Origin of the sequence: Bifidobacterium aerophilum, from assembly GCF_010667685.1 — a bacterium.
Lineage (GTDB): Bacteria > Actinomycetota > Actinomycetes > Actinomycetales > Bifidobacteriaceae > Bifidobacterium > Bifidobacterium aerophilum.
In genome coordinates this window covers 163311-189181 of the sequence record NZ_WHZW01000001.1, presented here as the reverse complement: position 1 = coordinate 189181, position 25871 = coordinate 163311, and the positions used below count along the sequence as shown (strand labels likewise).

Annotated in this window: 17 protein-coding genes, 1 tRNA gene and 1 pseudogene; 17 read left to right on the top strand and 2 right to left on the bottom strand. The window is 64.1% G+C overall.

The window, feature by feature from the left end; all coding sequences use genetic code 11:
* Positions 1–483 precede the first annotated feature (483 nt).
* From GFD25_RS00695 to gmk, 11 genes and pseudogenes are all read left to right on the top strand, one after another.
* Positions 484–559: transfer RNA gene (locus tag GFD25_RS00695), tRNA-His, on the top strand.
* 316 nt (positions 560–875) lie between these two features.
* Positions 876–1247 (top strand): 30S ribosomal protein S12, encoded by a 372-nt coding sequence (rpsL, locus tag GFD25_RS00690; protein ID WP_003825774.1) that lies wholly within the window; start codon positions 876–878, stop codon positions 1245–1247.
* A 5-nt stretch (positions 1248–1252) separates the two neighbouring features.
* Positions 1253–1723 (top strand): 30S ribosomal protein S7, encoded by a 471-nt coding sequence (gene rpsG, locus GFD25_RS00685; RefSeq protein ID WP_163228936.1) that lies wholly within the window; start codon positions 1253–1255, stop codon positions 1721–1723.
* Positions 1724–1752: 29 nt separating this feature from the next.
* Complete coding sequence (gene fusA, locus GFD25_RS00680; RefSeq protein ID WP_163228934.1) at positions 1753–3882, top strand: elongation factor G; 2130 nt, start codon at positions 1753–1755, stop codon at positions 3880–3882.
* 176 nt (positions 3883–4058) lie between these two features.
* Positions 4059–5258: an elongation factor Tu gene (gene tuf, locus GFD25_RS00675; RefSeq protein WP_163228932.1), complete on the top strand. Its 1200-nt coding sequence runs from the start codon at positions 4059–4061 to the stop codon at positions 5256–5258.
* 194 nt (positions 5259–5452) lie between these two features.
* Positions 5453–6019 carry an elongation factor P gene (gene efp / locus GFD25_RS00670; RefSeq protein WP_163228930.1) on the top strand — a complete coding sequence of 189 codons (567 nt, stop codon included), beginning with the start codon at positions 5453–5455 and terminating at the stop codon, positions 6017–6019.
* Positions 6020–6075: 56 nt separating this feature from the next.
* A complete protein-coding gene (gene nusB, locus GFD25_RS00665; RefSeq protein WP_163228928.1) occupies positions 6076–6594 on the top strand; it encodes a transcription antitermination factor NusB in 519 nt (172 codons plus the stop codon).
* 94 nt (positions 6595–6688) lie between these two features.
* The gene (gene carA, locus GFD25_RS00660; RefSeq protein WP_163228926.1) at positions 6689–7915 is read left to right on the top strand and encodes a glutamine-hydrolyzing carbamoyl-phosphate synthase small subunit; all 1227 of its coding nucleotides are present in this window, start codon (positions 6689–6691) and stop codon (positions 7913–7915) included.
* Positions 7908–11294, top strand: a complete 3387-nt coding sequence (carB, locus tag GFD25_RS00655) for a carbamoyl-phosphate synthase large subunit (protein WP_163228924.1) — start codon at positions 7908–7910, stop codon at positions 11292–11294. The genes carA and carB overlap by 8 nt, the downstream gene beginning before the upstream one ends.
* Positions 11291–12208 (top strand): annotated as a pseudogene (gene pyrF, locus GFD25_RS12085) (orotidine-5'-phosphate decarboxylase); the annotation flags it as partial. The gene carB and the pseudogene pyrF, both read left to right, overlap by 4 nt.
* A 114-nt stretch (positions 12209–12322) precedes the next feature.
* Complete coding sequence (gene gmk, locus GFD25_RS12080) at positions 12323–12928, top strand: guanylate kinase (RefSeq protein WP_239512327.1); 606 nt, start codon at positions 12323–12325, stop codon at positions 12926–12928.
* Between the two features lie 343 nt (positions 12929–13271).
* On the opposite strand, the gene GFD25_RS00645 is transcribed toward gmk, so the two are convergent.
* The gene (locus GFD25_RS00645) at positions 13272–16157 is read right to left on the bottom strand and encodes a CAP domain-containing protein (protein WP_163228920.1); all 2886 of its coding nucleotides are present in this window, start codon (positions 16155–16157) and stop codon (positions 13272–13274) included.
* A 345-nt stretch (positions 16158–16502) separates the two neighbouring features.
* On the opposite strand from GFD25_RS00645, the gene GFD25_RS00640 reads away from it, so the two are divergent.
* Together GFD25_RS00640 and GFD25_RS00635 are read left to right on the top strand one after the other, a co-directional pair.
* Positions 16503–17066 carry a TetR/AcrR family transcriptional regulator gene (locus GFD25_RS00640; protein ID WP_163228918.1) on the top strand — a complete coding sequence of 188 codons (564 nt, stop codon included), beginning with the start codon at positions 16503–16505 and terminating at the stop codon, positions 17064–17066.
* A 182-nt stretch (positions 17067–17248) separates the two neighbouring features.
* Entirely contained in the window at positions 17249–18256 is a 1008-nt protein-coding gene (locus GFD25_RS00635) for a hydroxyacid dehydrogenase (protein WP_163228917.1), read from the top strand.
* Positions 18257–18447: 191 nt separating this feature from the next.
* Here GFD25_RS00635 and GFD25_RS00630 read toward each other — a convergent pair whose 3' ends face one another.
* Positions 18448–19545 carry a LacI family DNA-binding transcriptional regulator gene (locus GFD25_RS00630; RefSeq protein WP_338024592.1) on the bottom strand — a complete coding sequence of 366 codons (1098 nt, stop codon included), beginning with the start codon at positions 19543–19545 and terminating at the stop codon, positions 18448–18450.
* 152 nt (positions 19546–19697) lie between these two features.
* Here GFD25_RS00630 and GFD25_RS00625 point away from each other — a divergent pair, with 152 nt between their 5' ends.
* The 4 genes from GFD25_RS00625 to GFD25_RS00610 are packed head-to-tail and all read left to right on the top strand — an operon-like array spanning position 19698 to position 25607.
* Positions 19698–20834 (top strand): glycerate kinase family protein, encoded by a 1137-nt coding sequence (locus tag GFD25_RS00625; RefSeq protein WP_163228915.1) that lies wholly within the window; start codon positions 19698–19700, stop codon positions 20832–20834.
* Positions 20835–20887: 53 nt separating this feature from the next.
* On the top strand, positions 20888–23023 hold the full coding sequence (locus GFD25_RS00620; RefSeq protein ID WP_163228913.1) for a glycoside hydrolase family 36 protein: 2136 nt from the start codon (positions 20888–20890) through the stop codon (positions 23021–23023).
* Positions 23024–23043: 20 nt separating this feature from the next.
* A complete protein-coding gene (locus GFD25_RS00615; protein WP_204314717.1) occupies positions 23044–24705 on the top strand; it encodes a glycoside hydrolase family 43 protein in 1662 nt (553 codons plus the stop codon).
* 14 nt (positions 24706–24719) lie between these two features.
* Entirely contained in the window at positions 24720–25607 is an 888-nt protein-coding gene (locus GFD25_RS00610; protein WP_163228911.1) for a sugar phosphate isomerase/epimerase family protein, read from the top strand.
* The last annotated feature ends 264 nt before the right edge of the window (positions 25608–25871 follow it).

Genomic DNA, 25871 nt, shown 5'->3' with positions numbered 1-25871 from the left:
ACGGGCCGCCGCTTCGGAAGGAGGTTGTCTCTGTCGTTTTCCGCGCCGCCTTGCGCGGACCAATGCCACTTGTCTGGACTGCCATGTGGATGGGTGATGCTGCGACCCGGCTTTCGCCGTACCACCTTGTCGCTTTCTTTGTGTTCTGTTATCGGAAGGCGTTGCGTTGGCGATATGCCGTGGCGCTTCGTTGCTACCTGAAGGATTCCCTACTGGTTGGCAACTCCGGCCTTCATGTGACATTATACATGATATGTGACAGGTTCGCCTGTTGTTTGAGAGGCTTTTATATCAATGTTTTCAACTGTTTCATTGGGGATGAAGTAGTCGAACAAAACCGCACACAATGACGGATAATCGTGGTGAAAACAAACAAAACATGTCTTACCTGCGTGTCGCGACACGCGGAATTGCCATGGGGAAAAAACTCATGTATAGTATCCATCCGTTGCCTGATTCTAGTCCGCTGGAACAGTCCACATGGTGGATATAGCTCAGTTGGTAGAGCATCTGATTGTGGTTCAGAAGGTCGCGCGTTCGAGCCGCGTTATCCACCCCATCAAACCCGGAACGAGAGTTCCGGGTTTTTGCGTTTCGACGATCGCGTTCTCTGGCGTGTCGTTTGTCCGACGGCGACGTATCATAATAATTCGTGTGTGCCAACGGCATGCCTTATGTGACAGGCATGCGGGTTGGGATATCCCGTGAATCGACTGGATCGCGCGCAGCAATGCGGACTGTGAAAGAGGATCGGGCCATCGGGCCGGTGGACTGTGGCTATCTTTGACCGATGATCCGTCGATCAGTGGGCAAAGTGTGGGCGCAGTGTGGCGGTCGCACGAAGACAAAGAAACCACTGAATCGGAGAATTCAAGTTGCCTACTATTGAACAGCTCGTCCGCAAGGGACGTTCGCCGAAGCCGAAGAAGTCGAAGACTTTGGCGCTGAAGGGCAGCCCGCTGCGTCGCGGCGTGTGCACCCGTGTCTACACCACCACCCCGAAGAAGCCGAACTCGGCTCTGCGTAAGGTCGCCCGTGTGCGCCTGTCCTCGGGCATCGAAGTCACCGCCTACATCCCGGGCGAGGGCCACAACCTGCAGGAGCACTCCATCGTGCTCGTGCGCGGCGGCCGTGTGAAGGATCTGCCGGGTGTGCGTTACCACATCGTGCGTGGCGCGCTTGATACCCAGGGTGTGAAGGACCGCAAGCAGGGTCGTTCCCTGTACGGAGCAAAGAAGGCGAAGTAAGAGATATGTCACGTAAAGGACCCGCTAAGAAGCACCAGCTGCTGCCCGATCCGATCTACGGCTCGACCGTCGTGGCCCAGCTCATCAACAAGATCCTGCTCGACGGCAAGAAGTCGATCGCCGAGGACATCGTGTACTCCGCGCTCGACATGATCAAGGAAAAGACCGACCAGGAGCCGGTCGCCGTCCTCAAGCGCGCTCTGGACAACATCCGTCCGTCCCTCGAGGTGCGTTCCCGCCGCGTCGGTGGCGCCACCTACCAGGTCCCGGTCGAGGTCAAGCCGAACCGCGCCAACACGCTGTCCCTGCGCTGGCTGACCGACTTCTCCCGCGCCCGTCGCGAGAAGACCATGGCTGAGCGTCTCGCCAACGAGATCCTCGACGCCTCCAACGGCCTCGGTGCTTCTGTCAAGCGCCGCGAGGATACTCATAAGATGGCTGAGGCCAACAAGGCCTTCGCTCACTACCGCTGGTAATTTCCAAGAACGAGAGCTAAGGAATAGCAATGGCACTTGACGTGCTTTCGGATCTGCACATGATCCGCAACATCGGCATCATGGCTCACATCGATGCCGGTAAGACCACCACCACCGAGCGCATCCTTTTCTACACCGGTAAGAACTACAAGATCGGTGAGACCCACGATGGCGCCTCGACGATGGACTTCATGGCTCAGGAGCAGGAGCGCGGCATCACCATCCAGTCCGCCGCCACCACCTGCTTCTGGAACCGCCAGACGCACGACACCAAGGACAAGTACCAGATCAACATCATCGACACCCCGGGCCACGTGGACTTCACGGCCGAGGTGGAGCGCTCCCTGCGCGTTCTCGATGGTGCCGTCGCCGTCTTCGACGGCAAGGAAGGCGTTGAGCCGCAGTCCGAGACCGTGTGGCGTCAGGCCGACAAGTACGGCGTTCCGCGTATCTGCTTCATCAACAAGATGGACAAGCTCGGCGCCGACTTCTACTTCTCCGTGCAGACCATCAAGGACAAGCTCGGCGCCAAGCCGCTCGTCGTCCAGCTGCCGATCGGCGCCGAGAACGACTTCGCCGGCGTCGTCGACCTGATCCGCATGAAGGCCTACGTGTGGAACGACGTGTCCACCGACCAGGGTGCCCACTACGACACCACCGATATCCCGGCCGACCTGCAGGACAAGGCCGAGGAGTACCGCTCCCAGCTGCTTGACGACGTGGCCGAGGCCAGCGACGAACTGACCGAGAAGTACCTCGAGTCCGGCGAGCTGACCGAGGAAGAGATCCGCGCCGGCATCCGCCAGCTGACCATCGAGCGTCGCGCCTACCCGGTGCTGTGCGGTTCCGCGTTCAAGGACAAGGGCGTGCAGCCGATGCTGGACGCCGTCATCGACTACCTGCCGTCCCCGGAGGATGTGCCGTCCATCAAGGGCTTCAAGCCGGGCGACGAATCCGTCGAGATCGACCGCAAGCCGCTGACCTCCGATCCGTTCGCGGCCCTCGTCTTCAAGATCTCCACGCACCCGTTCTACGGCAAGCTCGTGTTCGTGCGCGTCTACTCCGGCGCCGTCAAGCCGGGCGACAACGTGCTCGACTCCACCAAGGGCAAGAAGGAGCGCATCGGCAAGATCTTCCAGATGCACGCCGACAAGGAGAACCCGGTCGATGCCGCCGAAGCCGGCAACATCTACACGTTCGTCGGTCTGAAGAACGTGTCCACCGGTGATACCCTGTGCGCCGAGTCCGCCCCGATCTCCCTCGAGTCCATGACCTTCCCGGACCCGGTCATCCAGGTGGCCGTGGAGCCGAAGACCAAGGCCGATCAGGAGAAGATGGGCATCGCCCTCGCGAAGCTCTCCGACGAGGATCCGACCTTCCAGGTCACCACCGACGAAGAGTCCGGCCAGACCCTGATCGCCGGCATGGGCGAGCTCCAGCTCGACATCATCGTCGACCGTATGCGCCGCGAGTTCAAGGTCGAGTGCAACGTCGGCAAGCCGCAGGTCGCGTACCGCGAGACCATCCGCAAGGCCGTGATGAACGAAGTGTACACCCACAAGAAGCAGACCGGTGGTTCCGGCCAGTTCGCGAAGGTGTTCATGAACTTCGAGCCGCTCGACACCGAGGCCGGCGAGACGTTCGAGTTCGTCAACGAGGTCACCGGCGGCCACATCTCCGCCGAGTTCATCGGACCCATCGAGGCCGGTGTCAAGGAAGCCATGGAGTCCGGCGTGCTCGCCGGCTTCCCGGTCGTGGGCGTCAAGGCCACCGTGTACGACGGCCAGATGCACCCGGTCGATTCCTCGGAAATGGCCTTCAAGATCGCCGGTTCCATGGCGTTCAAGGAAGCCGCCCCGAAGGCCAAGCCGGTCATCCTCGAGCCGATCATGGCCGTGGAAGTCCGTACGCCGGAAGAGTACATGGGCGATGTCATCGGCGATCTGAACCAGCGTCGTGGCAACATCCAGTCCATGACCGACGCCACCGGCGTCAAGGTCATCGACGCCAAGGTCCCGATGTCCGAGATGTTCGGCTACATCGGCGATCTGCGTTCCAAGACCCAGGGCCGCGCCATGTTCACCATGCAGATGGACTCCTACGCCGAGGTCCCGAAGTCGGTCTCCGACGAGATCGTCAAGGCCCAGCGCGGCGAGTGACACGCGGGGTCACATTGTGAGATGACAGTGTCTCCAGTCAGCGCTAATATCGTGTAGCGCTGACTGGGTTCTGGCTCCAATGTGGCACATAACCCAGAAACCCAGTAAACTGTAGCGAGTGCCCCGGGCCACGAGCTTGGGGAGCCCTACACGAGACGTCCAGGAGGACAAAAGTAATGGCAAAGGAAAAGTACGAGCGTACTAAGCCGCACGTTAACATTGGTACCATCGGCCACGTCGATCACGGCAAGACGACCCTGACCGCGGCCATCTCCAAGGTCCTGCACGAGGAGTACCCGGATCTCAACCCGGAGTACGACTTCAACCAGATCGACGCCGCTCCGGAAGAGCAGCAGCGTGGTATCACCATCAACATCGCCCACATCGAGTACCAGACCGCGAAGCGTCACTACGCTCACGTGGACTGCCCGGGCCACGCCGACTTCGTGAAGAACATGATCACCGGCGCTGCCCAGATGGATGGCGCCATCCTCGTTGTGGCCGCCACCGACGGCCCGATGGCCCAGACCCGCGAGCACGTGCTGCTCGCCCGTCAGGTGGGCGTCCCGAAGATCCTCGTCGCCCTGAACAAGTGCGACATGGTCGACGATGAGGAGCTCATCGAGCTCGTTGAGGAAGAGGTCCGTGACCTCCTCGACGAGAACGGCTTCGATCGTGACTGCCCGGTCATCCGTCTGTCCGCCTACGGCGCTCTGCACGATGACGCTCCGGATCACGAGCACTGGGTTGAGCAGGTCAAGAAGCTCATGGACGCCGTCGACGAGTACATCCCGACCCCGGTCCACGACCTCGACAAGCCGTTCCTGATGCCGATCGAGGACGTCTTCACCATCTCCGGCCGTGGTACCGTCGTCACCGGTCGTGTTGAGCGTGGCCAGCTGGCCGTCAACACCCCGGTCGAGATCGTCGGCATCCGTCCGACCCAGCAGACCACCGTCACCTCCATCGAGACGTTCCACAAGACCATGGACGCCTGCGAGGCTGGCGACAACACCGGTCTGCTGCTCCGTGGCATCAACCGTACCGATGTCGAGCGTGGCCAGGTCGTGGCCAAGCCGGGCTCCGTCACCCCGCACACCAAGTTCGAGGGCGAAGTCTACGTGCTGACCAAGGACGAGGGCGGTCGTCACTCGCCGTTCTTCTCCAACTACCGTCCGCAGTTCTACTTCCGCACCACCGACGTCACCGGCGTCATCGAGCTGCCGGAAGGCGTCGAGATGGTCCAGCCGGGCGATCACGCGACCTTCACCGTCGAGCTGATCCAGCCGATCGCTATGGAGGAGGGCCTGACCTTCGCCGTGCGTGAAGGCGGCCACACCGTCGGCTCGGGCCGTGTCACCAAGATCCTCGCCTGATTTTCATCAGAGAGATCATGACACGCTTGAACTAGCGTTCTAGGAAACCCCCTGAATCCGAATAGGTTCAGGGGGTTTCCTTATATTGGGAGATATCGGGAGCGTGGCGGAAACGCCTGTATAGGCGGTATGGCATAATAGCCAAGGCTATTTTCAGCTTCACGAACATTCAATCAAACGATAGGTGAGTAATCGTGGCACAGACTACCAATGACATCAAGAATGGTTCCGTTCTGAACCTCGACGGCCAGCTGTGGACCGTCACCAAGTTCCAGCACGTCAAGCCGGGCAAGGGCCCCGCCTTCGTGCGCACCACCATCAAGAACGTGCTCTCCGGCAAGATCGTCGACAAGACCTTCAACGCGGGCATGAAGATGGAATTCGAGACCGTCGACAACCGCAACCTGCAGTACTCCTACGAGGACGGCGAGAACTTCGTCTTCATGGATATGACCACCTACGACCAGATCTACATCCCGCAGTCCCTGGTCGGCGATCAGGCCAAGTACCTGCTTGAGGGCACCGACTGCATCGTGTCCTTCCACGACGGCACCCCGCTGTCCGTCGAACTGCCGGCCTCCGTGATCCTGACCATCACCCACACCGAGCCGGGCCTGCAGGGCAACCGCTCCAACGCCGGCACCAAGCCGGCCACCGTCGAGACCGGCGCCGAAATCCAGGTCCCGCTGTTCATCAACGAGGGCGAGAAGGTCAAGGTCGATACCCGCGACGGCTCCTACCTCGGCCGCGAAAACGGCTGATAGCCGGAACGAACCGCTGATCCCGCCAGCAAGAGATCAAAGGAATAGAGAGCTTCATGGCACGTTCCACCGCCCGCAAGAGGGCTCTGAACACGTTGTACGAAGCGGACGAGAAGGGACAGGATATCCTGTCCCTTCTTGCTGAGCGCATCGCCGAGCCGGGCGCGCAGACTCCGCTTCCCGATTACGCCATCGATATCGTGCGCGGCGTCGCCGAGCACCGTCGCGACATCGACCGTACGCTCAACGACCATTCCACCGGTTGGAAGGTCTGGCGCATGCCGGTCGTCGACCGCAACATCCTGCGCATCGCCGTATGGGAGATCCTGTTCAACGACGAGGTGCCCGACAAGGTCGCCATCGACGAGGCGTTGGGTCTGGCGAAGACCCTGTCCGACGACGATTCCCCGGCGTTCATCCATGGCCTGCTCAGCGCGATCTGCACCGACAAGGACGCGGTGATCGCGTCGATCGGCCAGGATTCCAAGACGGAGGGCGACCGCAAGCCGGACGCCGATCCGTCCGTCGACGAGTCGGGCGAGGCCGGCGAATCCTCGACCGGCGAGTCCGAATAAAACAGTGCAACTTGCGGCTTCGCGCGGGTTCCACGAGTCCCCGCCGGCCGCTATCGTGAAAGACAGTTGACCCGAGATATTTGAGGGGGTTTTGGTGAACCAGATTGATTCCGAAGCCGTGAGTTTTTCCCCTGATGACGCCGTTCTTGTTCTTGAGGACGGGCAAGTGTATGTGGGGGAGCCTTATGGCGCGCTTGGGACCACACACGGCGAACTCGTGTTCGCGACCGGCATGACCGGTTACCAGGAGACGCTGACCGACCCGAGCTATGACCGTCAGATCGTCGTGCAGACGTTCCCGCACATCGGCGACACCGGAATCAACCAGGAGGATCCCGAGTCGTCGCGCATCTGGGTCGCCGGCTACGTCGTGCGCGATCCCAGCCCGATCGTGAGCAACTGGCGTGCCACCGGCTCGCTTGACGACGATCTCAAGCGTGAGGGCATCGTCGGCCTCAGCGGCATCGACACCCGCAAGCTCGTGCGTCACCTGCGCTCCGCCGGCGTGATGCGTGCGGCGATCTTCTCCGGCGACGCGCTGCTCGACGAATCCGGCAAGCCGCGTTCCGTCGCCTCCATGCTCGACGAGGTCAAGGCGACCCCGCAGATGAAGGGCCTGAGCCTCTACGACGAGGTCAGCACCAAGGAGACGTACACCATCGAACCGTGCGGCGAGTTCGAAGGCAAGCAACCGCTGTTCACCGTCGCGGCCGTCGACCTCGGCATCAAGGCCATGACCCCGCACCGCATGGCCGAGCGCGGCTGCCGCGTGCACGTCGTGCCGTCCACCGTCACGTTCGAGGAGATCCAGAATCTCAACCCGGACGGCGTGTTCTTCTCCAACGGCCCGGGCGACCCGGAGCAGGCCGACCCGGAGGTCGAGCTGCTGCGCAAGGTGCTCGACGCCGGCTACCCGTTCTTCGGCATCTGCTTCGGCAACCAGCTGCTCGGCCGCGCGCTGGGCTTCGGCACCTACAAGCTCAAGTTCGGCCACCGCGGCATCAACCAGCCGGTCAAGGACCTGACCACCGGCAAGGTCGAGGTCACCGCGCACAACCACGGCTTCGCCGTGGACGCCCCGATCGGCGACCCGGTGGACGCCCCGTACGGCAACGGCAAGTACGGCAAGGTGTTCGTCTCCCACATCGACCTCAACGACGACGTGGTCGAGGGCCTGCAGTGCGTGGACATCCCCGCATTCTCCGTGCAGTACCACCCCGAGGCGGCGGCCGGCCCGCATGACGCCGCATACCTGTTCGACCGTTTCGTGGACCTGATGAAGACGGCGAAGACGACCAAGGAGGAAAACCGCAATGCCTAAGCGTACGGACATCAAGTCGGTGATGGTCATCGGCTCCGGCCCGATCGTGATCGGACAGGCGGCCGAGTTCGACTATTCCGGCACCCAGGCATGCCGCGTGCTGCGTGAGGAAGGCATTCGCGTCATCCTGGTCAACTCCAACCCGGCCACCATCATGACCGACCCGGAGATGGCGGACGCCACCTACATCGAGCCGATCGCCACCCCGATCCTTGAGCAGATCATCGCCAAGGAACGCCCTGACGCCCTGCTGCCGACCCTCGGCGGCCAGACCGCGCTCAACGCCGCCATGGCGCTCGGCGAGGCCGGCGTGCTCAAGAAGTACAACGTCGAGCTGATCGGCGCTTCGCTCGAGGCCATCGACCGCGGCGAGGACCGCGAGCTGTTCAAGAAGGTCGTCGAGGAGGCCGGCGCCGAGTCGGCCCGCTCGCGCATCGCGCATACCCTGCGCGAATGCGACCGCATCGCCGAGGAACTCGGCTACCCGCTGGTCGTGCGTCCGAGCTTCACGATGGGCGGCCTCGGATCCGGCATCGCGCACAACGAGGAGGAGCTGCACCGCATCGCCGGTGCCGGCATCCACTACTCGCCGACCGACGAGGTCCTCATCGAGGAGGGCATCGAAGGCTGGAAGGAATTCGAGCTCGAGCTCATGCGCGACCGCAAGGACAACGTCGTGGTCGTCTGCCCGATCGAGAACGTCGATCCGGTCGGCGTGCACACCGGCGACTCGATCACCGTCGCCCCGGTGTTCACCCTCACCGATCGTGAATACCAGAAGCTGCGCGACATCGGCATCGCGATCATCCGCGGCGTGGGCGTCGATACCGGCGGCTGCAACATCCAGTTCGCCATCCACCCCGACACGGGCCGCATCATCGTCATCGAGATGAACCCGCGCGTCTCGCGTTCGTCCGCCCTCGCATCCAAGGCCACGGGCTTCCCGATCGCCAAGATCGCGACCAAGCTGGCCCTCGGCTACACGCTCGACGAGATCCGCAACGACATCACGCAGTCCACGCCGGCCTCGTTCGAACCGACCATCGACTACGTCGTGACCAAGGTGCCGCGCTTCGCGTTCGAGAAGTTCCCGGGCGCCGATCCGAGGCTCACCACCTCCATGAAGTCCGTCGGCGAGGCGATGGCCCTCGGCGGCAACTTCCAGGAGTCGCTCGGCAAGGCCATGCGCTCGATCGACAAGCGTCACATGGGCTTCAACTGGGATGGCGAGAAGCCTTCCGCCGATGAGGTCGCCGAACTGCTTCAGGCGATCACGATCCCGACCGAGCACCGCTACCTGCAGATCATGCGCGCCCTGTGGGGCGGCGCGACCGAGCAGCAGATCTTCGACGCCACCAAGATCGACCCGTGGTTCATCCGCCAGTTCACGCTCATCAACGACATGGCGCTTGAAGTGCGTTCGGCGGAAACCCTGACGCCGAAGCTGCTCAAGAAGGCGAAGAAGGCCGGTCTGTCCGACCTGCAGATCGCGCATCTGCGCGGCCTGGGCGACGAAGGCGAGAACACCGTGCGCGAGCTGCGCTGGAACTACGGCCTGCGTCCGGTCTACAAGACCGTCGACACCTGCGCCGCCGAGTTCGACGCGGTCACGCCGTACTACTACAGCTGCTATGCCGACGAGACGGAACTGCGCAAGCGCGATCGCGAGGCCGTGATCATTCTCGGCTCCGGCCCGAACCGCATCGGCCAGGGCATCGAGTTCGACTACACCTGCGTGCATGCGGTGCAGGAGCTCGGCAAGGACTATGACACGATCATGGTCAACTGCAACCCGGAGACCGTGTCGACCGATTACGACATGTCCGATCGTCTGTACTTCGAGCCGCTGACCTTCGAGGACGTGCTTGAGATCTACGAGGCCGAGAAGAAGATGGGCCCCGTCAAGGGCGTGATCGTGCAGCTCGGCGGCCAGACCCCGCTGTCGCTCGCCGCACGCCTCAAGGCCGCGGGCGTCCCGATCCTCGGCACCACGCCGGAGAGCATCGACCTGGCCGAAAACCGTGAGCTGTTCGGCGAAGTGCTCAAGAAGGCGCACATGAACGCGCCGCGCTACGGCACCGCGCTGTCGCTCGACGAGGCCCGCGAGGCCGCGCACAACATCGGCTACCCGGTGCTGGTGCGTCCGAGCTACGTGCTCGGTGGCCGTGGCATGGAGATCGTGTACGACGACGCCCAGCTCGTCAAGTACGTCAACCGCGCGCTCGACGAAGCCAAGGCCGACACGGTCGTCTCCGGACGTCTGCCCTCCCCGCTGCTCATCGACAAGTTCCTGCAGGACGCCATCGAGATCGACGTCGACGCGCTGTTCGACGGCGAGGAGCTGTACATCGGCGGCATCATGGAGCACATCGAGGAAGCCGGCGTCCACTCCGGCGATGCGGCCTGCACCCTGCCGCCGTCGACGCTGTCCGACGACCAGATCCGCCGTCTGCGCGAAGGCACCTACGCCATCGCCAAGGGCTGCGGCGTCAAGGGCCTGATCAACGTCCAGTACGCCTTCATGGCCAACACGCTGTACGTCATCGAAGCCAACCCGCGTGCCTCGCGCACCGTGCCGTTCGCGTCCAAGGCCACCGGCGTGGCGCTGGCCAAGGCCGCCGCCCGCATCATGGCCGGCGAAACCGTCGCCGACCAGCGTGCCAACGGCCTGCTGCTGCCCAAGGGCGACGGCGGCATCATGCACCGCGGTCAGCAGGTCGCCGTCAAGGAATCCGTGTTGCCGTTCAAGCGCTTCCGCACCCCGGTCGGCAAGACCGTCGACGTGCTGCTCGGACCCGAGATGCGTTCGACCGGTGAGGTCATGGGCTTCGACCGCGACTTCCCGCACGCATTCGCCAAGAGCCAGCTCGCCGCCTACGACGGCGGACTGCCCACCGGCGGCAACGTGTTCATCTCCGTGAACGACACCGACAAGCGCCAGCTGCCGATGGTCGCCGTGCGCCTCAACGAGCTCGGATTCACGATCTGGGCGACCGAAGGCACCGCCTCCGTGCTTCGCCGTTACGGCATCGACTCGAAGATCGTCGACAAGATCAACACGCGCATGGACACCGATCCGGACGCGCCGATCATCGTCAAGCATGCGGAAGGCAGCATCGGCAAAAACGTCGTGGAACTCATCGAGGACGGCGACATCGACCTGATCCTCAACACGCCGAACTCGCGCGGCTCGCGTTCCGACGGATACTCCATCCGTGCCGCGGCCATCGCCGCCGACATCCCGCAGTTCACGACGATGACTGAATTCCAAGCCGTGCTCATGGCCATCGAAGCCGTCAAGAAGAACGACTACCAGATCATGAGCATCCAGGAGCATTCACAGCAGTTGTTCGCAATGGAAGGTCGGGATAACCAATGACCAGTAGCCTCAGCAGTGAAGAGCAGCAAGCCCAGCGCTCGGATTTCGGTCTGCGCCTGAGCAATTCGATGGCCAAATACGGCCCGTTGTGCGTAGGAATCGACCCGCATCGCAAGCTCCTCACTGACTGGGGCTACAACATTGATGCCGAAGGCGCGGAGCTGTATGCCATGCGCATGCTGCAAGCCGCGTCCGGCCGCGCCGCAGCGGTCAAATTCCAATCCTCGATGTTCGAACGGTACGGTTCGAAAGGCATCGCGGCGTTGGAACGCGTACTGTACGCGGCGCGGCAGATGGGCATCATCACGATCGTCGACTGCCTGCACGGCGGTCTTGCCACGACGATCTCGGCGATCTCGGACGCCTACTTCAAGCCCGGCGCGCCCCTGCTCGCCGATGCGATCACGCTGCTGCCGTATTACGGCGCACGATCGCTCGGCGGCGTGATCAACGACGCGCTCGACAACGGCCGCGGCGTGTTCGTGGCGTCGCTCACCTCCAATGAGGAAGGCGCCAGCCTGCAGACCGCCATCCGTCAGCGCGGCGACTACAAAGGCAAAACCGTCGCGTTCGGCGTCGCCAGCACCGTGCAGAAATTCAACAACGGCATCAGCGGCATGGGCTCCGTCGGCCTTATCATCGGCGCGACCATCGGCCAGTGGATCGACGACAGCGGCATCGACCCGTCGCAGTTCACCGGCCCGATCCTCTCTCCCGGCTACGGCTGGCAGGGCGCCGAAGCCAAGGACCTGCGCTCCGTCTTCAAAGGCACCAAAGGCAACGTGCTCGTCACCGTGTCGCGTTTCATCGCCTCCCATGGTCCCGACATCAAATCGCTTGCCGAAGCCACCGACGCCATTTCCATCGACGTACGTCAAGCCCTGCTCGAAGCCACCGAAGACGCGCGCCGCAACGATGCCACCACCCTCAAGCCGGACAACACCGACACCCAGGAACTTACCGCCGTCAGCCGTGCCGCCGATCATACCGACACGGCCACCGGCCACACCGACACCAAGGACGACCATATGAACAGCGACGAACAGGCCCTGCGCGGAGGACGACTGCTCGTACTCACCGGCCCCGCAGGCGTCGGCAAGGGCACCGTCGAAAACGCGTTGCGCAAAAAGCACCCCGAAGTCTGGGTATCCGTCTCCGCCACCACCCGCAAGCCCCGTCCCGGCGAAGTCAACGGTCTCAACTACTGGTTCATGAACGATGACGAATTCCTCTCCAAGGAAGCAGCCGGGGAATTCCTCGAAACCGCCGTCGTCCACGGCCTCGCACATTACGGCACGCCCCTCAAGCCCGTCGAGGAGCACCTCGCCGCCGGCACCCCCACCATCCTTGAAATCGACCTCCAAGGCGCCCGCCGCGTCAAGGAACGCGCCAAGGAACTCGGCATGGAAGTCCTCTCCGTCTTCATCGCCCCGCCCAGCTTCGACGAACTCGTTCGCCGTCTCACCGGCCGCGGCACCGAAACCGAAGAGGAACGCAACCGCCGTCTCGAAACCGCCCACACCGAACTCGCCGCCGAAGGCGAATTCGACGTCACCATCGTCAACGACAACGTCGACAGGGCGGCGGAGGAGTTGTGGCAGCTGCTCGCCAAAGAATACGGAATCAGCGAATAACGGAGCGTCCTCGTCGTTGCTCCTCGGTCAACGTACCCTTCGTACGTCTTCCCTCGGTGCGCCTAGAGGACACACGCGTTACTCGCTGATTCCGCGGGAATGCACAGCACGCCTTCGGTTTCGGACGGCGGTCTCCGCATGTGTTATTCAGCGATTCCGCGGTGAGCGCCATGGCTTCTCGGTCGCGGTACTCAGTACAGTTTCCCTCCGTACATGCTCTGATCAGAAATCCGATGAGATGTATGACGTGTGACAGGGTGAAACACAAACTCGGTGTGCGAACAGATCAGGGGGTGTATCCAAAGGATACACCCCCTGACTCATATCCAGAATCGGATGAGGATCATTCGCCCACGGTCACGTTCGACCAGCCGTCCGCGTGGCGTGCGGTGCGAACGCGCAGGAGCACGCAGCCGGCGCCCGCGACGGTGAGGATCGCGGTCAGGCCGAGCATGACGCTCGCATCCGCGCCCGTCGACGACAGGGTCTTCGTGCCGGTGCCGGTCTTCACCGTCCGCTCCGCCTCGGCCTTCTCCTGTTCGGTCTTGGTCTTGTCCTTTTCGGCCTGATCGGCCTTCGCGGCCGCATCCTTCTCGGCCTTCCTGGCGGCTTCGAGTTCCTTCACGCTCGCGTCACGATCCGTCCTGGCCGTATCGTAGGCGGTTTTCGCGGTCGCATACGCCTTGTCCGCCTCCGTCTTCGCGGCGGTCGCCTTGGCGAGACGATCCTGAGCGTCCTTGAGAGCCTGGTTCGCCTTGTCGAGCGTGGCCTGCGCGTTCTCGTACCGGTCGATGAGCGCGTTCGCGGCCTTCAGGCTCGCCTCGCCCGTCGCACGATCCCTGACCGCCTGATCGTAAGCGTTCTGCGAGGCCGTGATCGTCGCGTCAAGCTCCTTGATCTTCGCGTTCAGCGCGTCGAGTACGTTCTGCGCCTTGCCCGCCTGCGTCTGCGCGGCCTTGAGATCCGTTTCGGCCTGCGATTTGGCGTTCTGAGCGGCCGTGAGACGATCCTGCGCGTCCTTGGCGGCCTGTTCGGCCGCTTCGATGCGCGTCTGCGCGGCCGTCCGGGAGGCCTGCGCGTCCTGCGCGTCCTTGTCGGCCTTGTCGATCAGGGTCTGCGCGGCCTCGACGGCCTTGGAGGCTGTGTCCACCTTGGCCTGCGCCTTGTCGACGGCCGTGTTCGCCTCCGTCAGCCTCTCCTGCGCGGCCGTGTTCGCGGCCTTCGCGGTCTCGTACGCCTTGCTCTTCGCCGCCTGATCCTCACGGGCCTTGCGCAACGCCTCGGCCTTGTCGGCCTGCGCGGCCAAAGCCTTGTCGTACGCGTCCTGCGCGGCCTTGACCTTCGCTTCCCGTTCGGCGAGCGTGTCCTGCGCCGCCTGGAGCGTGTCCGCGGCCTTGCCGGCCGCGTCCTTGGCCGTCTGGAGCGCGGTCTGCGCGTCCTTGGCGGACTGCTTCGCCGTATCGGCCTTGGCCTGCGCGTCCTTCGCGTTCTGGCCGGCGTTCTCCAGCTTGGAGATGTACGCGTCGAGCAGCTTCTCATACTCGTCGACCGTGAGGGTCACGTCGTCGGTCGAGTATTTGCTGCCGAAGTTCTGCGCGTGAATGCCCTGCCTGGCGTTCGTGCCGACGCCGATCAGCGTCGCGTTCTTGTCGATCACGTTCAGATAATGGCCGACCTTCGAATAGATGTCGGGATCGATCTGGGACAGCTTGTACGGATCGTCCTTGTACTTCTCCAGATCTGGGTTCTTGGCGACCTCCTCATCCCAGATCTGCTTCTCCTCGTCGTACCAGCCTCGCAGCGGATTATCGTAACCCCAGGCGAGGTTCTGGCTGTAGGAGTAGTAGTTGTGGCCGCCTTCCCCGAACGTCTGGTAGTCCGCGGCGATCTGCGACCATGCGAGCGTGTTCGCGCCGACCTTCAGCTCGCTCAGGCCGAGGCTTTTGCGGATCTCGTTCGTGTCCTTCATGACCTGGATCGCGGCCTTCATGTTCTTCAATGCGCGGGCGCTGTCCGCGTTTCCGGTGCCCTTCGCGTAGAATTCGAGTCCGGATTCCTCCATCTTGGAGAATGATTCGAGGGCCTGCGTCCAGCCCTGCTCCTCGTAGAAGCCCTTGGCTCCCTCCGTGATCTTCGAGGATGCCTGGTCGGCGGTCTTCCGCGCTTCGTCGGCCTTCGCCTGAAGCTCGTCGGCCTTCGCCTGCTTGGCGGTCGCGTCCGCGCTCTTCTCCTCTACGGCCCTGTCGGCCTCATCCTTGGCCGCCTGCGCCTTGTCGGCCGCGGTCTGCGCGTCCGACCGGGCCTGCTTGGCCGCGTCCAAGGCCTCCTGGAGCTTGACGAGATCAAGGGAGTCGTTCTCAAGATCCTTGACGAACCTGTCGGCCGCGTCCTTGGCGTCCTTCGCGGACTGTTCTGCCCTGGCCGCGGCGTCGGCCGCGGTCTGCGCCTTGCCGCGCTCCGCCTCCGCGTTCGCCTTGTCCGCTTCCGCCTTGGCCTTGTCCGCGGTCGCGGCCGTCTTCGCCGCTTCGGCGTTCGCCTTGTCCGTCTTCGCCTTGTCGGCCGCCTTGCCCGCGTCGGCGAGATCCTTCTCCGCCTTGGTCTTGTCCGCGTTCGCCTTGTCCAGATCGGATTGCGCGGCCGTGGCATCCGCGCCCGCCTTGTCGACGCGCGCCTGCGCGTCCGCGACCGTCCTGTCCGCCTCGGCCTTGTCCTTCTCAGCCGTGGCCTTGTCCGCCTCCGCGCCGGCCTTCGCGCTTTCCGCGGCCGTCTTGGAGTCCTGCGCGTCCTTGGCGGCCTGCTCCGCGGCCTCGATCTTCGTCTGCGCGTCCTTGGCGGCCTGCTGCGCCTCCGCGAGCTTGGCCGGCGCGTCGGCCGCATCCTGCGCGGCCTGCTGTCGGGCGGCCGTAGCCTCGTCGACGGCGGTCTGCGCGGCCGACTGATCCTTGGCGGCCTGCTGACGGGCATCCTGCGCCTCATCGAGCTTCGCCTGCGCGTCCTCGAGAGCCTTCTGCGCCGCGTCGGCCTTCGCCTGCGCCTCCGGGACGCCGGTCGTCACGGTGCTCACATGCGCCTGCGCCTGTTCGAGGTTTTTGCGCGCGTTCTCCAGCGACATCGCCGCCTGCTCATCCGCGGTCTGCGCGGTCTCGTCGGCCATGGCGACCTGCGGGGCCGCGAGCGTCGCGACCGTAAGACCGGCCGCGATCAGAGCCTTCTTCTTCCCGTTATCCATACCCATGTTCGCCTTTCTCATGCGATTCGTGCAAAGGGTCGACGCCGCGCATGCGTCCACGTCGACCCAAGGGCTTTATGACCCCGACTTTTAGGGGGCATGTACGTTATATTATGTCGCCCGCTCATGCGCCATGCCGATCATTTCAATGCTGGGCATCTACGGTCTCTGCTGGCGGAAAGAAAACATCGCGCCCCCTCCTTTGAATCCACCCCCTCTTTCTTGGTCACGAGGGCGGGTGTCGGCTTCTTTTGGGTCGGACCGGAGAATGCGCGCGTTATGCGGCGATGGTTCCCGCCCCGAATTCGTGTACGAGTGTACGTATCGTCGTGTAGGGTCGGAGCCATGACCGATGACCACGCCGCCAGAACCCGCCGGTTCGACCCGGAACGCCGACAGCGCATCATCGACGCATGCCTCGACGTGATCGCCGAACGCGGCGTGGCCGGCGCCTCCCACCGCGTGATCGCCGCCGCCGCGGACGTGCCGCTCGGTTCGATGACCTACCATTTCGACGGCATGGCCGACCTGCTGCACCAGGCCTTCGACCAGTACGCGCAACAGTGCATCGACCGGTTCGCCGCGCGCATGGCCGGCGCCGCGACGCCGCAGGAGGCCTGCGATGCGATCGCGGACCATATCCTGGGACGCGACCTGCTGGGAACGCAGCGGGAGCTGAACATCAACCTCGAGTTCTACACGCTCGCCGCGCGCGACCCCGCGTACCGAGACATCTCCGAAAGATGGACCGCCGCCAGCCGCAGACAGATCGAACGGTTCTTCGACCCGCCCACGGCCATGCTGGTCGACGCGATGATCGAAGGCCTGACGCTTCACCTGGCGCTTGGCGCCATCAAGCCGGATCCGCAGGCCATACGCGCCGGCCTGCGCCGCGTGACATGCGCGTGACGGACCGGCGTCGGGGCGGCGGAACGCTCGTCGGATGTCTCGCCGCCGTCCATGTCTGATTGACTCTTTCGGTAAGGGCTTACTTTTTGTGAAACATCATGCTTTATATGGTGTGTTGCAGACTATGTGATAATATAGTCAATCAAGAACGGAAAACGCTTTCCAATGAAGGAGTATCACGTATGAGTGAGTCCAAGCCGAACGTCATTCTCACCATGCAGCCGCCGGAGCTGGTGAACAAGCTCATGAACGACACGCAGTGGGACCGTCTGAACGCCGTAGCCAACGTCGACCGCAACGTCATCACCGATTTCCACGTCGAAGGCCTCGACGACCGTCTCGCCGCCGCCGACTACATCTTCTCCGGCTGGGGCCCGGACGCGCGCATCGACGCCGAGACGCTGGCCAAGATGCCGAACCTCAAGGGCATCGCGGCCGCGGCCGGCAACGCGTGGCGACTGCTCACCCCGGAGGCGCTCGAGGCCGTCAAGCAGCGCGGCATCCAGATGTCCAACTCCGGCTACGTCAACGGCATCCCGGTCGCCGAATACTGCATGGCGATGATCCTCATGGCCAACAAGGACTTCTTCCGTGCCGAGCGCATCTACCGCGAGCGTCGCGAGTACATCAACCGCGAGGTCGAGTTCCCGACCGCCGGCAACTACGAGAAGACCGTGGGCCTGGTGACCGCCGGCTCCCGCATCGCGCGCCACCTGCTCGGTCTGCTCAAGGGCTACCGTCTGAACGTGCTCGCCGAATCCCGTTCGATGAGCGAGGAGGAGGCCGTTTCCCTGGGCGCCAAGAAGGCCGATCTTGAAACCGTGTTCCGCGAGTCCGACATCGTCTCCCTGCATACGCCGAGCCTGCCGGCGACGCAGGGCATGATCGGCGCGAAGTACTTCAAGATGATGAAGGACGGCGCGTGGTTCATCAACTCCGCCCGCGGCGCCGTGGTGGATGCGGACGCGATGATCGCCGAGCTGAAGACCGGCCGCATCAACGCGATCCTCGACGTGACCGACCCGGACGAGCCGCTGTCCGCCGATTCCCCGCTGTGGGACATGCCGAACGTGATTCTCACCCCGCACATCGCCGGTTCCGAAGGCACCGAGCTGCAGGGCATGGGAGAGAACGTGGTCAACGAGCTGACCCATATGATCAAGGGCGAGCCGCTCGAATTCGGTGAGTGAGTCCGGTCGGGCCGAACGGTCGGCCGTCGTCGTTTGCGTGACAGACCGGAAACGGCCGTAACCGAGTGCGGATGATGATCCGCGATTCGGTTACGGCCGTTTTCCGTTGTCGGGACAACCGTAAGCGGGAGACGAAGTCGTGATATGGACTCAGTTGCGGCCGCGAGATCGGAAATCTCGGATGTCCTCGCCTAACGCCGCGGCAGGGATTCGCGCAGCACGATGTCAGGCGCGCTCTGCACGAAGATCAGGCGATTCGCCGGCGTCGCGGATTCGGATTCGTCCCGGTCGGCCATGACGCAGTCGACCGCGGCCTGTCCCATTTCGGCCAGCGGCAGGTGCACGGTGGTCAGGGACGGGTGCACGTCCGCGGAGTAGGGGATGTCGCCGAAGCCGGTCACGCCCACGTCCTTGCCGGGTTCGATGCCGTTGGCGCGCAGCGCGGTCATCGCGCCGATGCCCATCACGTCGTTCAGGGCGATGATGACGTCCACGCCGGCGCCGTCGTATGCCGCGTGGTCGCCGGCGGTCAGCAGTCCGGTACGTGCCATCTGCATCACGGCCGCGTAGCCCTCGGTGCGGCTGAATCGTCCATTGGCGATCGCCGCCGGGTCGACCGCAATGCCGGCCTTGCCGAGCACGTCCATCACGCCGGCGAGCCGTTCACGCGACGAACGGTGGTTGTCGTCTCCCTTGAGGATCGCGGGACGCGTGTATCCGGAGTCGACCACGAGTTTCGCGATCGCCCGCGCGCCGACCTCGTTGGCCACGTCCACGGCGGGGAACGGCAGGTTGCGGTTCAGGATGAACACGGCGCGACCTCCGGCGGCCTCGTACTGCCTGAGCTCCGCCTCGAGCGCGGCCCGTTCCGGCGCGTCGACATATTCGCTTTCCGAAATGATGATGCCGCGCGGACGTGTCGCCGTCGCCTTGCGCACGGCCTCCAGCTCCTCCTTGGGACCTGCGGCCACGCCGATCGTGACGGAGATGCCCTGCTCGCCGGCCGCCTTCACCACGCCCTGCGACACGGATGCGAAATACGGGTCGGAGATGTCGGAGACGAGCAGCACGATGTTCGGCGCGGTGCCCTTCGCCACGGCCTGCGCGTACGCGTTCGGGCGGTAATTGAGCTTCTTCGCGGCCTCCATGACCTTCACGTACGAGTCGTTGCGCACCTTGCGCGTGCTGCCGTTGAGCACGCGGGATGCGGTGGCGATGGAAACCCCGGCCTTGGCGGCCACATCCATCAGCGTTGCGGGGGAGGCCGCCTTGTCGTTCTGCTCTGCCACGATGTCACTGTCCTTCGTTGCACTTCTTTGGAAAACAGTTTTAAGCGTTTACCAGTATAACGTAAGTTTCTGTACGGTCTCCGATATCTCGGTCGGGTAAAACAATGGTAAGCGCTTTCCGATTCGGCGTGTCGTGCGGTAGGCTGGTAGCCATGACGCGATATGTATGCGCTCCCGACTCCTTCAAGGAGAGCCTGACCGCCAACGAGGCCGCACAGGCGATGGCACAGGGAATACGACAGGCCGACCCGGACGCCGAGATCCGCATGGTCCCGATGGCGGACGGCGGCGAAGGCACGGCACAGGCATTGGCCGACGCGACCGGTGGCACGATGCGTCGCACCATCGCGCACGATCCGCTCGGCCGCCCGATCGCCGCCCGATACGCGATGCTCGGCGACGGTACGACCGCGGTCGTGGAAACCGCCGAGGCCAGCGGCCTGGCATTGCTGGCCCCCGACGAACGCAACCCGAAGATCGCCACCTCATACGGCACCGGCGAACTCATCCGGGCCGCGCTTGACTCCGGCGCGACGACCGTCATCGTCGGACTCGGCGGCAGCGCCACCAACGACGCCGGAGCCGGCATCCTCAAAGCGCTCGGCGCGCGACTGCTCGACGCGGACGGCCATGACCTCGCGCCCGGCGGCGCCGCGCTCGCCGAACTGGAGACGATCGACACGAGCGGACTGGACGAACGGCTGAACGGCGTGGAGATCATCGCCGCGTGCGACGTGACCAACCCGCTGACCGGTCCGAACGGCGCCAGCGCCGTGTTCGGCCCGCAGAAAGGCGCCTCCGCAAGCGACGTCGCGTTGCTCGACCGCGCGCTGACCCGCTTCGCCGAGATCGCGGGCCGCCAGCTGAACATGGACGTCGCCGCATTGCCGGGCGGAGGAGCGGCCGGCGGCATCGGCGCGGCCCTGCTCGCCTTCCTGCATGCCGAATTCAAGCCGGGCATCGACCTGGTGATCGACCGTACGGGACTGGACGAGGCCGCGCAATGGGCCGACGTCGTGTTCACCGGCGAAGGATCGATCGACTTCCAGACCAAATTCGGCAAGACCCCGGCCGGCGTGGCCGCCGTCGCCAAACGGCACGGCAAGCCGGTCATCGCCATCGCCGGACATATCGGCGACGGCATCGGGGAACTCCACGAGATCGGCATCGACGCGGTCTTCGGCATCGCGCCCGGCGCGGCCGGCCTCGACGAACTGCTGCGCGCCGCCGCCGCGAACGTCACCCGCACCGCCGAACAGGTCACCCGTCTGCTGAACATCGCGAGATAACCATCCATTTGGGATAACGTTCATCGATAACCGTTCATCAAGGACCTCGAATCATGCGAACCACATTGGCAACCGTCGCCTGCGGTGACCTCGCCGCCGTATACCGCCGCGACGAGACCGGCGTCGTCGAACTCGTGCTGTCTCCGGCCGACAAGGTCGCAGACATCGTGCGCGACGACTGCGCCGCCGAACCGCTCGTCCAAGCCAAGATCATCGGCGACGACTATCCGTTCGGCTTCAGCCAAGGCCGCACCATGCGCAACGCGACCACCGTCACCAAACACATGACCTACGGCGAGCCCGTCGTGCGGCGTGACGAGACGGCCGGCGACGTCACCGTCATGACAACCATTGTCGACGACCGCGGCTGGCACTACGAGCACACGCTCACCATGACCCCGGCAAGCCGCGCCGCCGAAATCCGCACGGCCGTCGTCAACGACGCTGCCGAGCCGGTCACATTCGAAATGCTTTCCAGCTTCACGCTCGGCTCCATCTCGCCGTACGCCACCGGACTTGACCCCGAAAACCTGACCCTGCACCGGCTGCGCAGCACGTGGAGCGCCGAAGGCCGCGTGCTCTCCCAGCCGGTCGAGGACCTCGAACTCGAACCGAGCTGGCAGAAGTACAGCGCGAACTCCGTGCGCTTCGGCTCGATCGGCAGCTTTCCCGTGCGCGAATGGGCGCCGTTCGTCGGCGTGACCGACCGACGCGCCGGCGTGACTTGGGCGGCGGCGACCACGCACGCGTCCAGCTGGCAGATCGAAGCGTACCGCCGCGACGACGGGCTGAGCCTGTCAGGCGGCATCGCCGACCGCGAATTCGGCCAGTGGACGCACGCGGTACGGCCCGGCGAGCGCTTTGACGCGCCGTACGCGGTCGTGACGGCCGTCGTCGGCGGCGTGGACGAGGCCGCGCAGGCCGTGGCCGGCAACGTGCGCAAGGACCTCGACGTGCCCGCATGCGAGGACAGGCTGCCGGTGATCTTCAACGAATTCTGCTCGACGTGGGGATGCCCGAGCGAGAAAAGCGTCATCGAACAGCTCGACGCGGTCAAGGCGCTCGGCGTGGAATACTTCGTGATCGACGCCGGATGGTTCGACGACCAGGCGTTCGAGTCGGCCAGCAAGTTCGGCAAATGGGAGGTCAGCGAAACCGCGTTCCCGCACGGCATGAAACCGGTGGTCGACCGCATTCACGAGGCCGGATTGAAGGCCGGCATCTGGTTCGAGTTCGAGATCGCCGGACGTGAGGAGCCGGACTGCTTCGACAAGTCCGAATGGCTTCTGAAGCGCGACGGCCTGCCGATCACCTCGGGCAACCGCCGCTGGTGGGACATGCGCAACCCCGAGGTACAGGAGTATCTGGCGCACAGGGTCATCGACTTCCTCAAGGACAACGGCTTCGACTACATGAAGGTCGACTACAACGACACGATCGGCATCGGCTGCGAGACGCCGGGCGACCCGCACGCGTCGCTGGGGGAGGGCCTGTACGACCAGATCCAGGCGTCGCAGGCGTTCTTCCGCCGCATTCGCGCCGAACTGCCCGATCTCATGATCGAGCTCTGCGCGTCCGGCGGCCACCGGCTGGTCCAGAGCTTCATGACCATCGGCGCGATGGCCAGCTTCTCCGACGCGCACGAATGCGACTACATCCCGGTCGTCGCCGCGAACATGCACCGCATGATCCTGCCGCGCCAGTCGCAGATCTGGGCCGTCGTACGCGACGAGGAGCCGGACGACAAGCTGTACTACCAGATCTGCTCCGGACTGCTCGGCCGCCTGTGCTTCAGCGGCGACGCGACCGCGTTCGCCGGTCGCAAGAACGAGATCATCCGCGACGGCATCGCGTTCTACCACGCGGCCGCGCCCGTCATCGACCGCGGCGAATCCCACTGGTACGGGCCGCGGATCGGCAGCTACGCCCATCCGAGCGGCTGGCAGGCCATCGTGCGCGACGGCGAAACCGGCACTGCGGCCGACGGCCGCACGCTCGTTGTGCTGCACACGTTCCACGATGCGCCGTCGACGATCACCGTGCCGATCGACGGCAATGATGACGCCGCCGCGCGCATCGCCCGCACGTTCTACCGCGACGGCGTCACCGTCACGCTGGACGACGGCATGCTCACCGTCTCCGGCCTCGCCGACTTCGACGGCGTCGCCGTACTGCTGAACACGAAATAACGCAAAGGAGCCGCAAACCAATGACCACGATGATCACCAACCCGATCCTTCCTGGCTTTCACCCCGACTCGAGCGCGCTACGCGTCGGCGACGACTACTACATCGCCACCAGCACGTTCGAATGGTGGCCGGGCATCGACATCTACCATTCCAAGGACCTCGTCAACTGGGAATGGATCGCCTCGCCCGTCAACCGCGAATCGCAGGTCGACCTGCACGGCAACTATGACTCCGGTTCCCTGTGGGCGCCGCACCTGAGCTACGCCGACGGCAAGTTCTGGCTCGTCTACACCGATGTGAAAACCTACGCGCCGTTCAAGGACACGCTCAACTACGTCATCACCGCGCCGAGCATCACCGGCCCGTGGAGCGAGCCGCACTTCCTGACCGCCTCCGGCTTCGACCCGGCCATCTTCCACGATGACGACGGCCGCAAATGGTTCCTCAACATGCTCTACGACTACCGTCCGGGCCATCAGATGTTCGCCGGCACCGTCATCCAGGAATTCGATCCGACGACCATGAAACTCATCGGCGAACGCAAGCACTTCTACAAGGGCACCAAGCTCGGCGTATGCGAAGGACCGCAGATTCTGAAACGCGACGGCTGGTACTACCTGCTGTGCGCGGCCGGCGGCACCGGCTACATGCACGCCGCCACCGTGGCCCGCGCCCGTTCGCTCGAAGGCCCGTTTGAGGACAGCCCGTACACGCCGCTGATGACCACGCGTGACGAGCCGAACAACCCGCTGCAGAAGTCCGGTCACTGCTGCTTCCTGGAGATCGGCGACGAATGGTACGTCACGCAGATCTGTGGCCGTCCCCTGACCGAGCGCGGCAACTGCACGCTCGGCCGCGAAACCGCGATCCAGAAGATCTACTGGACCGAGGACGGCTGGCCGCGACTGATCAACAACACGATCAGCCCCGACCTCAAGGTTCCGGCCCCCGCCATCGCGCAGGGCGTCGTGCAGCGGACCGACCGCTCCGAACGCGTCGAATTCGAGGTGGACCGCGTCGCGCAGGCTTGCACGCCGCTCACGTCCGTGACCGATCCGGCCATTCCGCCGAGCCTGAAGACCCTGCGTGGCGCGCTGGATGCGGAGAAGGACTATTCGCTTACCGCACGCCCCGGCTGGCTGCGCCTGTACGGTGACCAGTCGCTGCGATCGCAGCATCATCAGGTGCTGTTCGCCAGGCGTTGGGAGGCGTACGACTTCGACGCCGAGACCGTGCTCGATTTCGATCCGACCAACTATCAGCAGATGGCCGGGCTGATTCTGTATTACGACACGCAGAACTGGATCTACGCGTATGTCTCCTTCGACACCGAGGGCACCGACAGGCGCATCATCCAGGTGCTGCGCTGCGATCACGAGGATCTCGAATACGGTTCCGAGGCGATCACGCTTGAGGATGGCCCGGTGCGCATCCGCGTGGAGGTGCGGCGCGATAAGGCGCACTTCCGCTTCGCGCAGGGACCGAACATGTACGCCGACAACGCCGTATGGCATGCGATCGGCGGCGCCCAGCCGGCCGACCACATCAGCGACGACTACGTCGAGCGCACGATCAAGGGCTGCGCGTTCACCGGCGGCATGGTCGGCCTGTGCGCCCAGGACATGGACGCCAAGCGGTCGCACGCCGACTTCCAATACTTCGACTACCAGGAACAACACTGAAAGGAACATGAATCATGACATGGGAACTGGCCGCGTCGACCCTCGGCGCGCCGTACGACACGATGGACGAACTCGCTCATACGTTTGTGGCGACCGGCGTCAAGCGGATCGAAGTCGCCGTCGGTGACGAGATGAAGTTCACGATGGCTTCCACGGACGACGAGCTCAAGGCCATGCGCGACGAACTTGCCGAGAAGGCCGGCGTGACCATCTTCGGCGTCGACTCGCGCGTGCAGGTGTGCAACACCGACCGCGACGAGGACGAACTGGTCGAAAGCCTCGAACACTGCCTGCACATGGCGTCCGTGCTCGGCGCGAAGTTCGTCCGCGTCTTCCCGACCGCGCCGCTCGAGCCGAGCTGGGATCCGGACCGTCTGCCCGGCATGGTGCTGCCCAAGGGCATGAACCTCGCCGGCGTGTCCGAGCGCGGCGCCGAGATCATCGCCAAGGCCCTGCCGACCGCGGACAAGCTCGGCGTGCAGCCGCTCATCGAAACGCACGACAGCCACACCAACGGCGAGCGCAACGCGATCATCCACTATTACCTCGATAAGATCGCGCCGGGCAACCAGGCCGGTTCCATCTGGGATCTGGCCCACCCGTGGCGCGTCGGCGAGGCGCCGGCCACCACGTTCGAATACCTGAAGCCGTATCTGGTCGGTGGTCGCGGCCTTGTGCAGATCAAGGACTGCGCGTTCCCGGGCGACCAGACCCCGGTCTTGCAGGGCACCGGCCGCGTGCCGCTGGCCGAGTGCTGCAAGCTCCTGAAGGACGGCGGCTACACCGGCCCGCTGTCCCTGGAATGGGAGCGCCGCTGGTATCCGCAGGTCGAGCCGCTCGAGGAGGCCCTCGTCGCCGCCCGCAAGGCCATCGAGGCCCTGCCCGCCGAATCCCAGCTGTGATCCGCAGCCGATCCGGTATGTACAGCCGATCCCGCGCACGACGCAACGGATCGGCCATCATTCGTCGGTACATCAGGCCGTAACTCAACAAGACAACGAATCCGTCATTGAGTTACGGCCTTTTCCGTCTCCGAAGCGACCGTAACCCAATGACGAGAATGACGAGGCATCGATCGTACATGAATTCGTCATGTTGCGGAAAGTATTGGAAAGTGTCGGAATAAGCTTGTTGAAAATTGGTAAAAGTGTAAAAAACGAGTATAT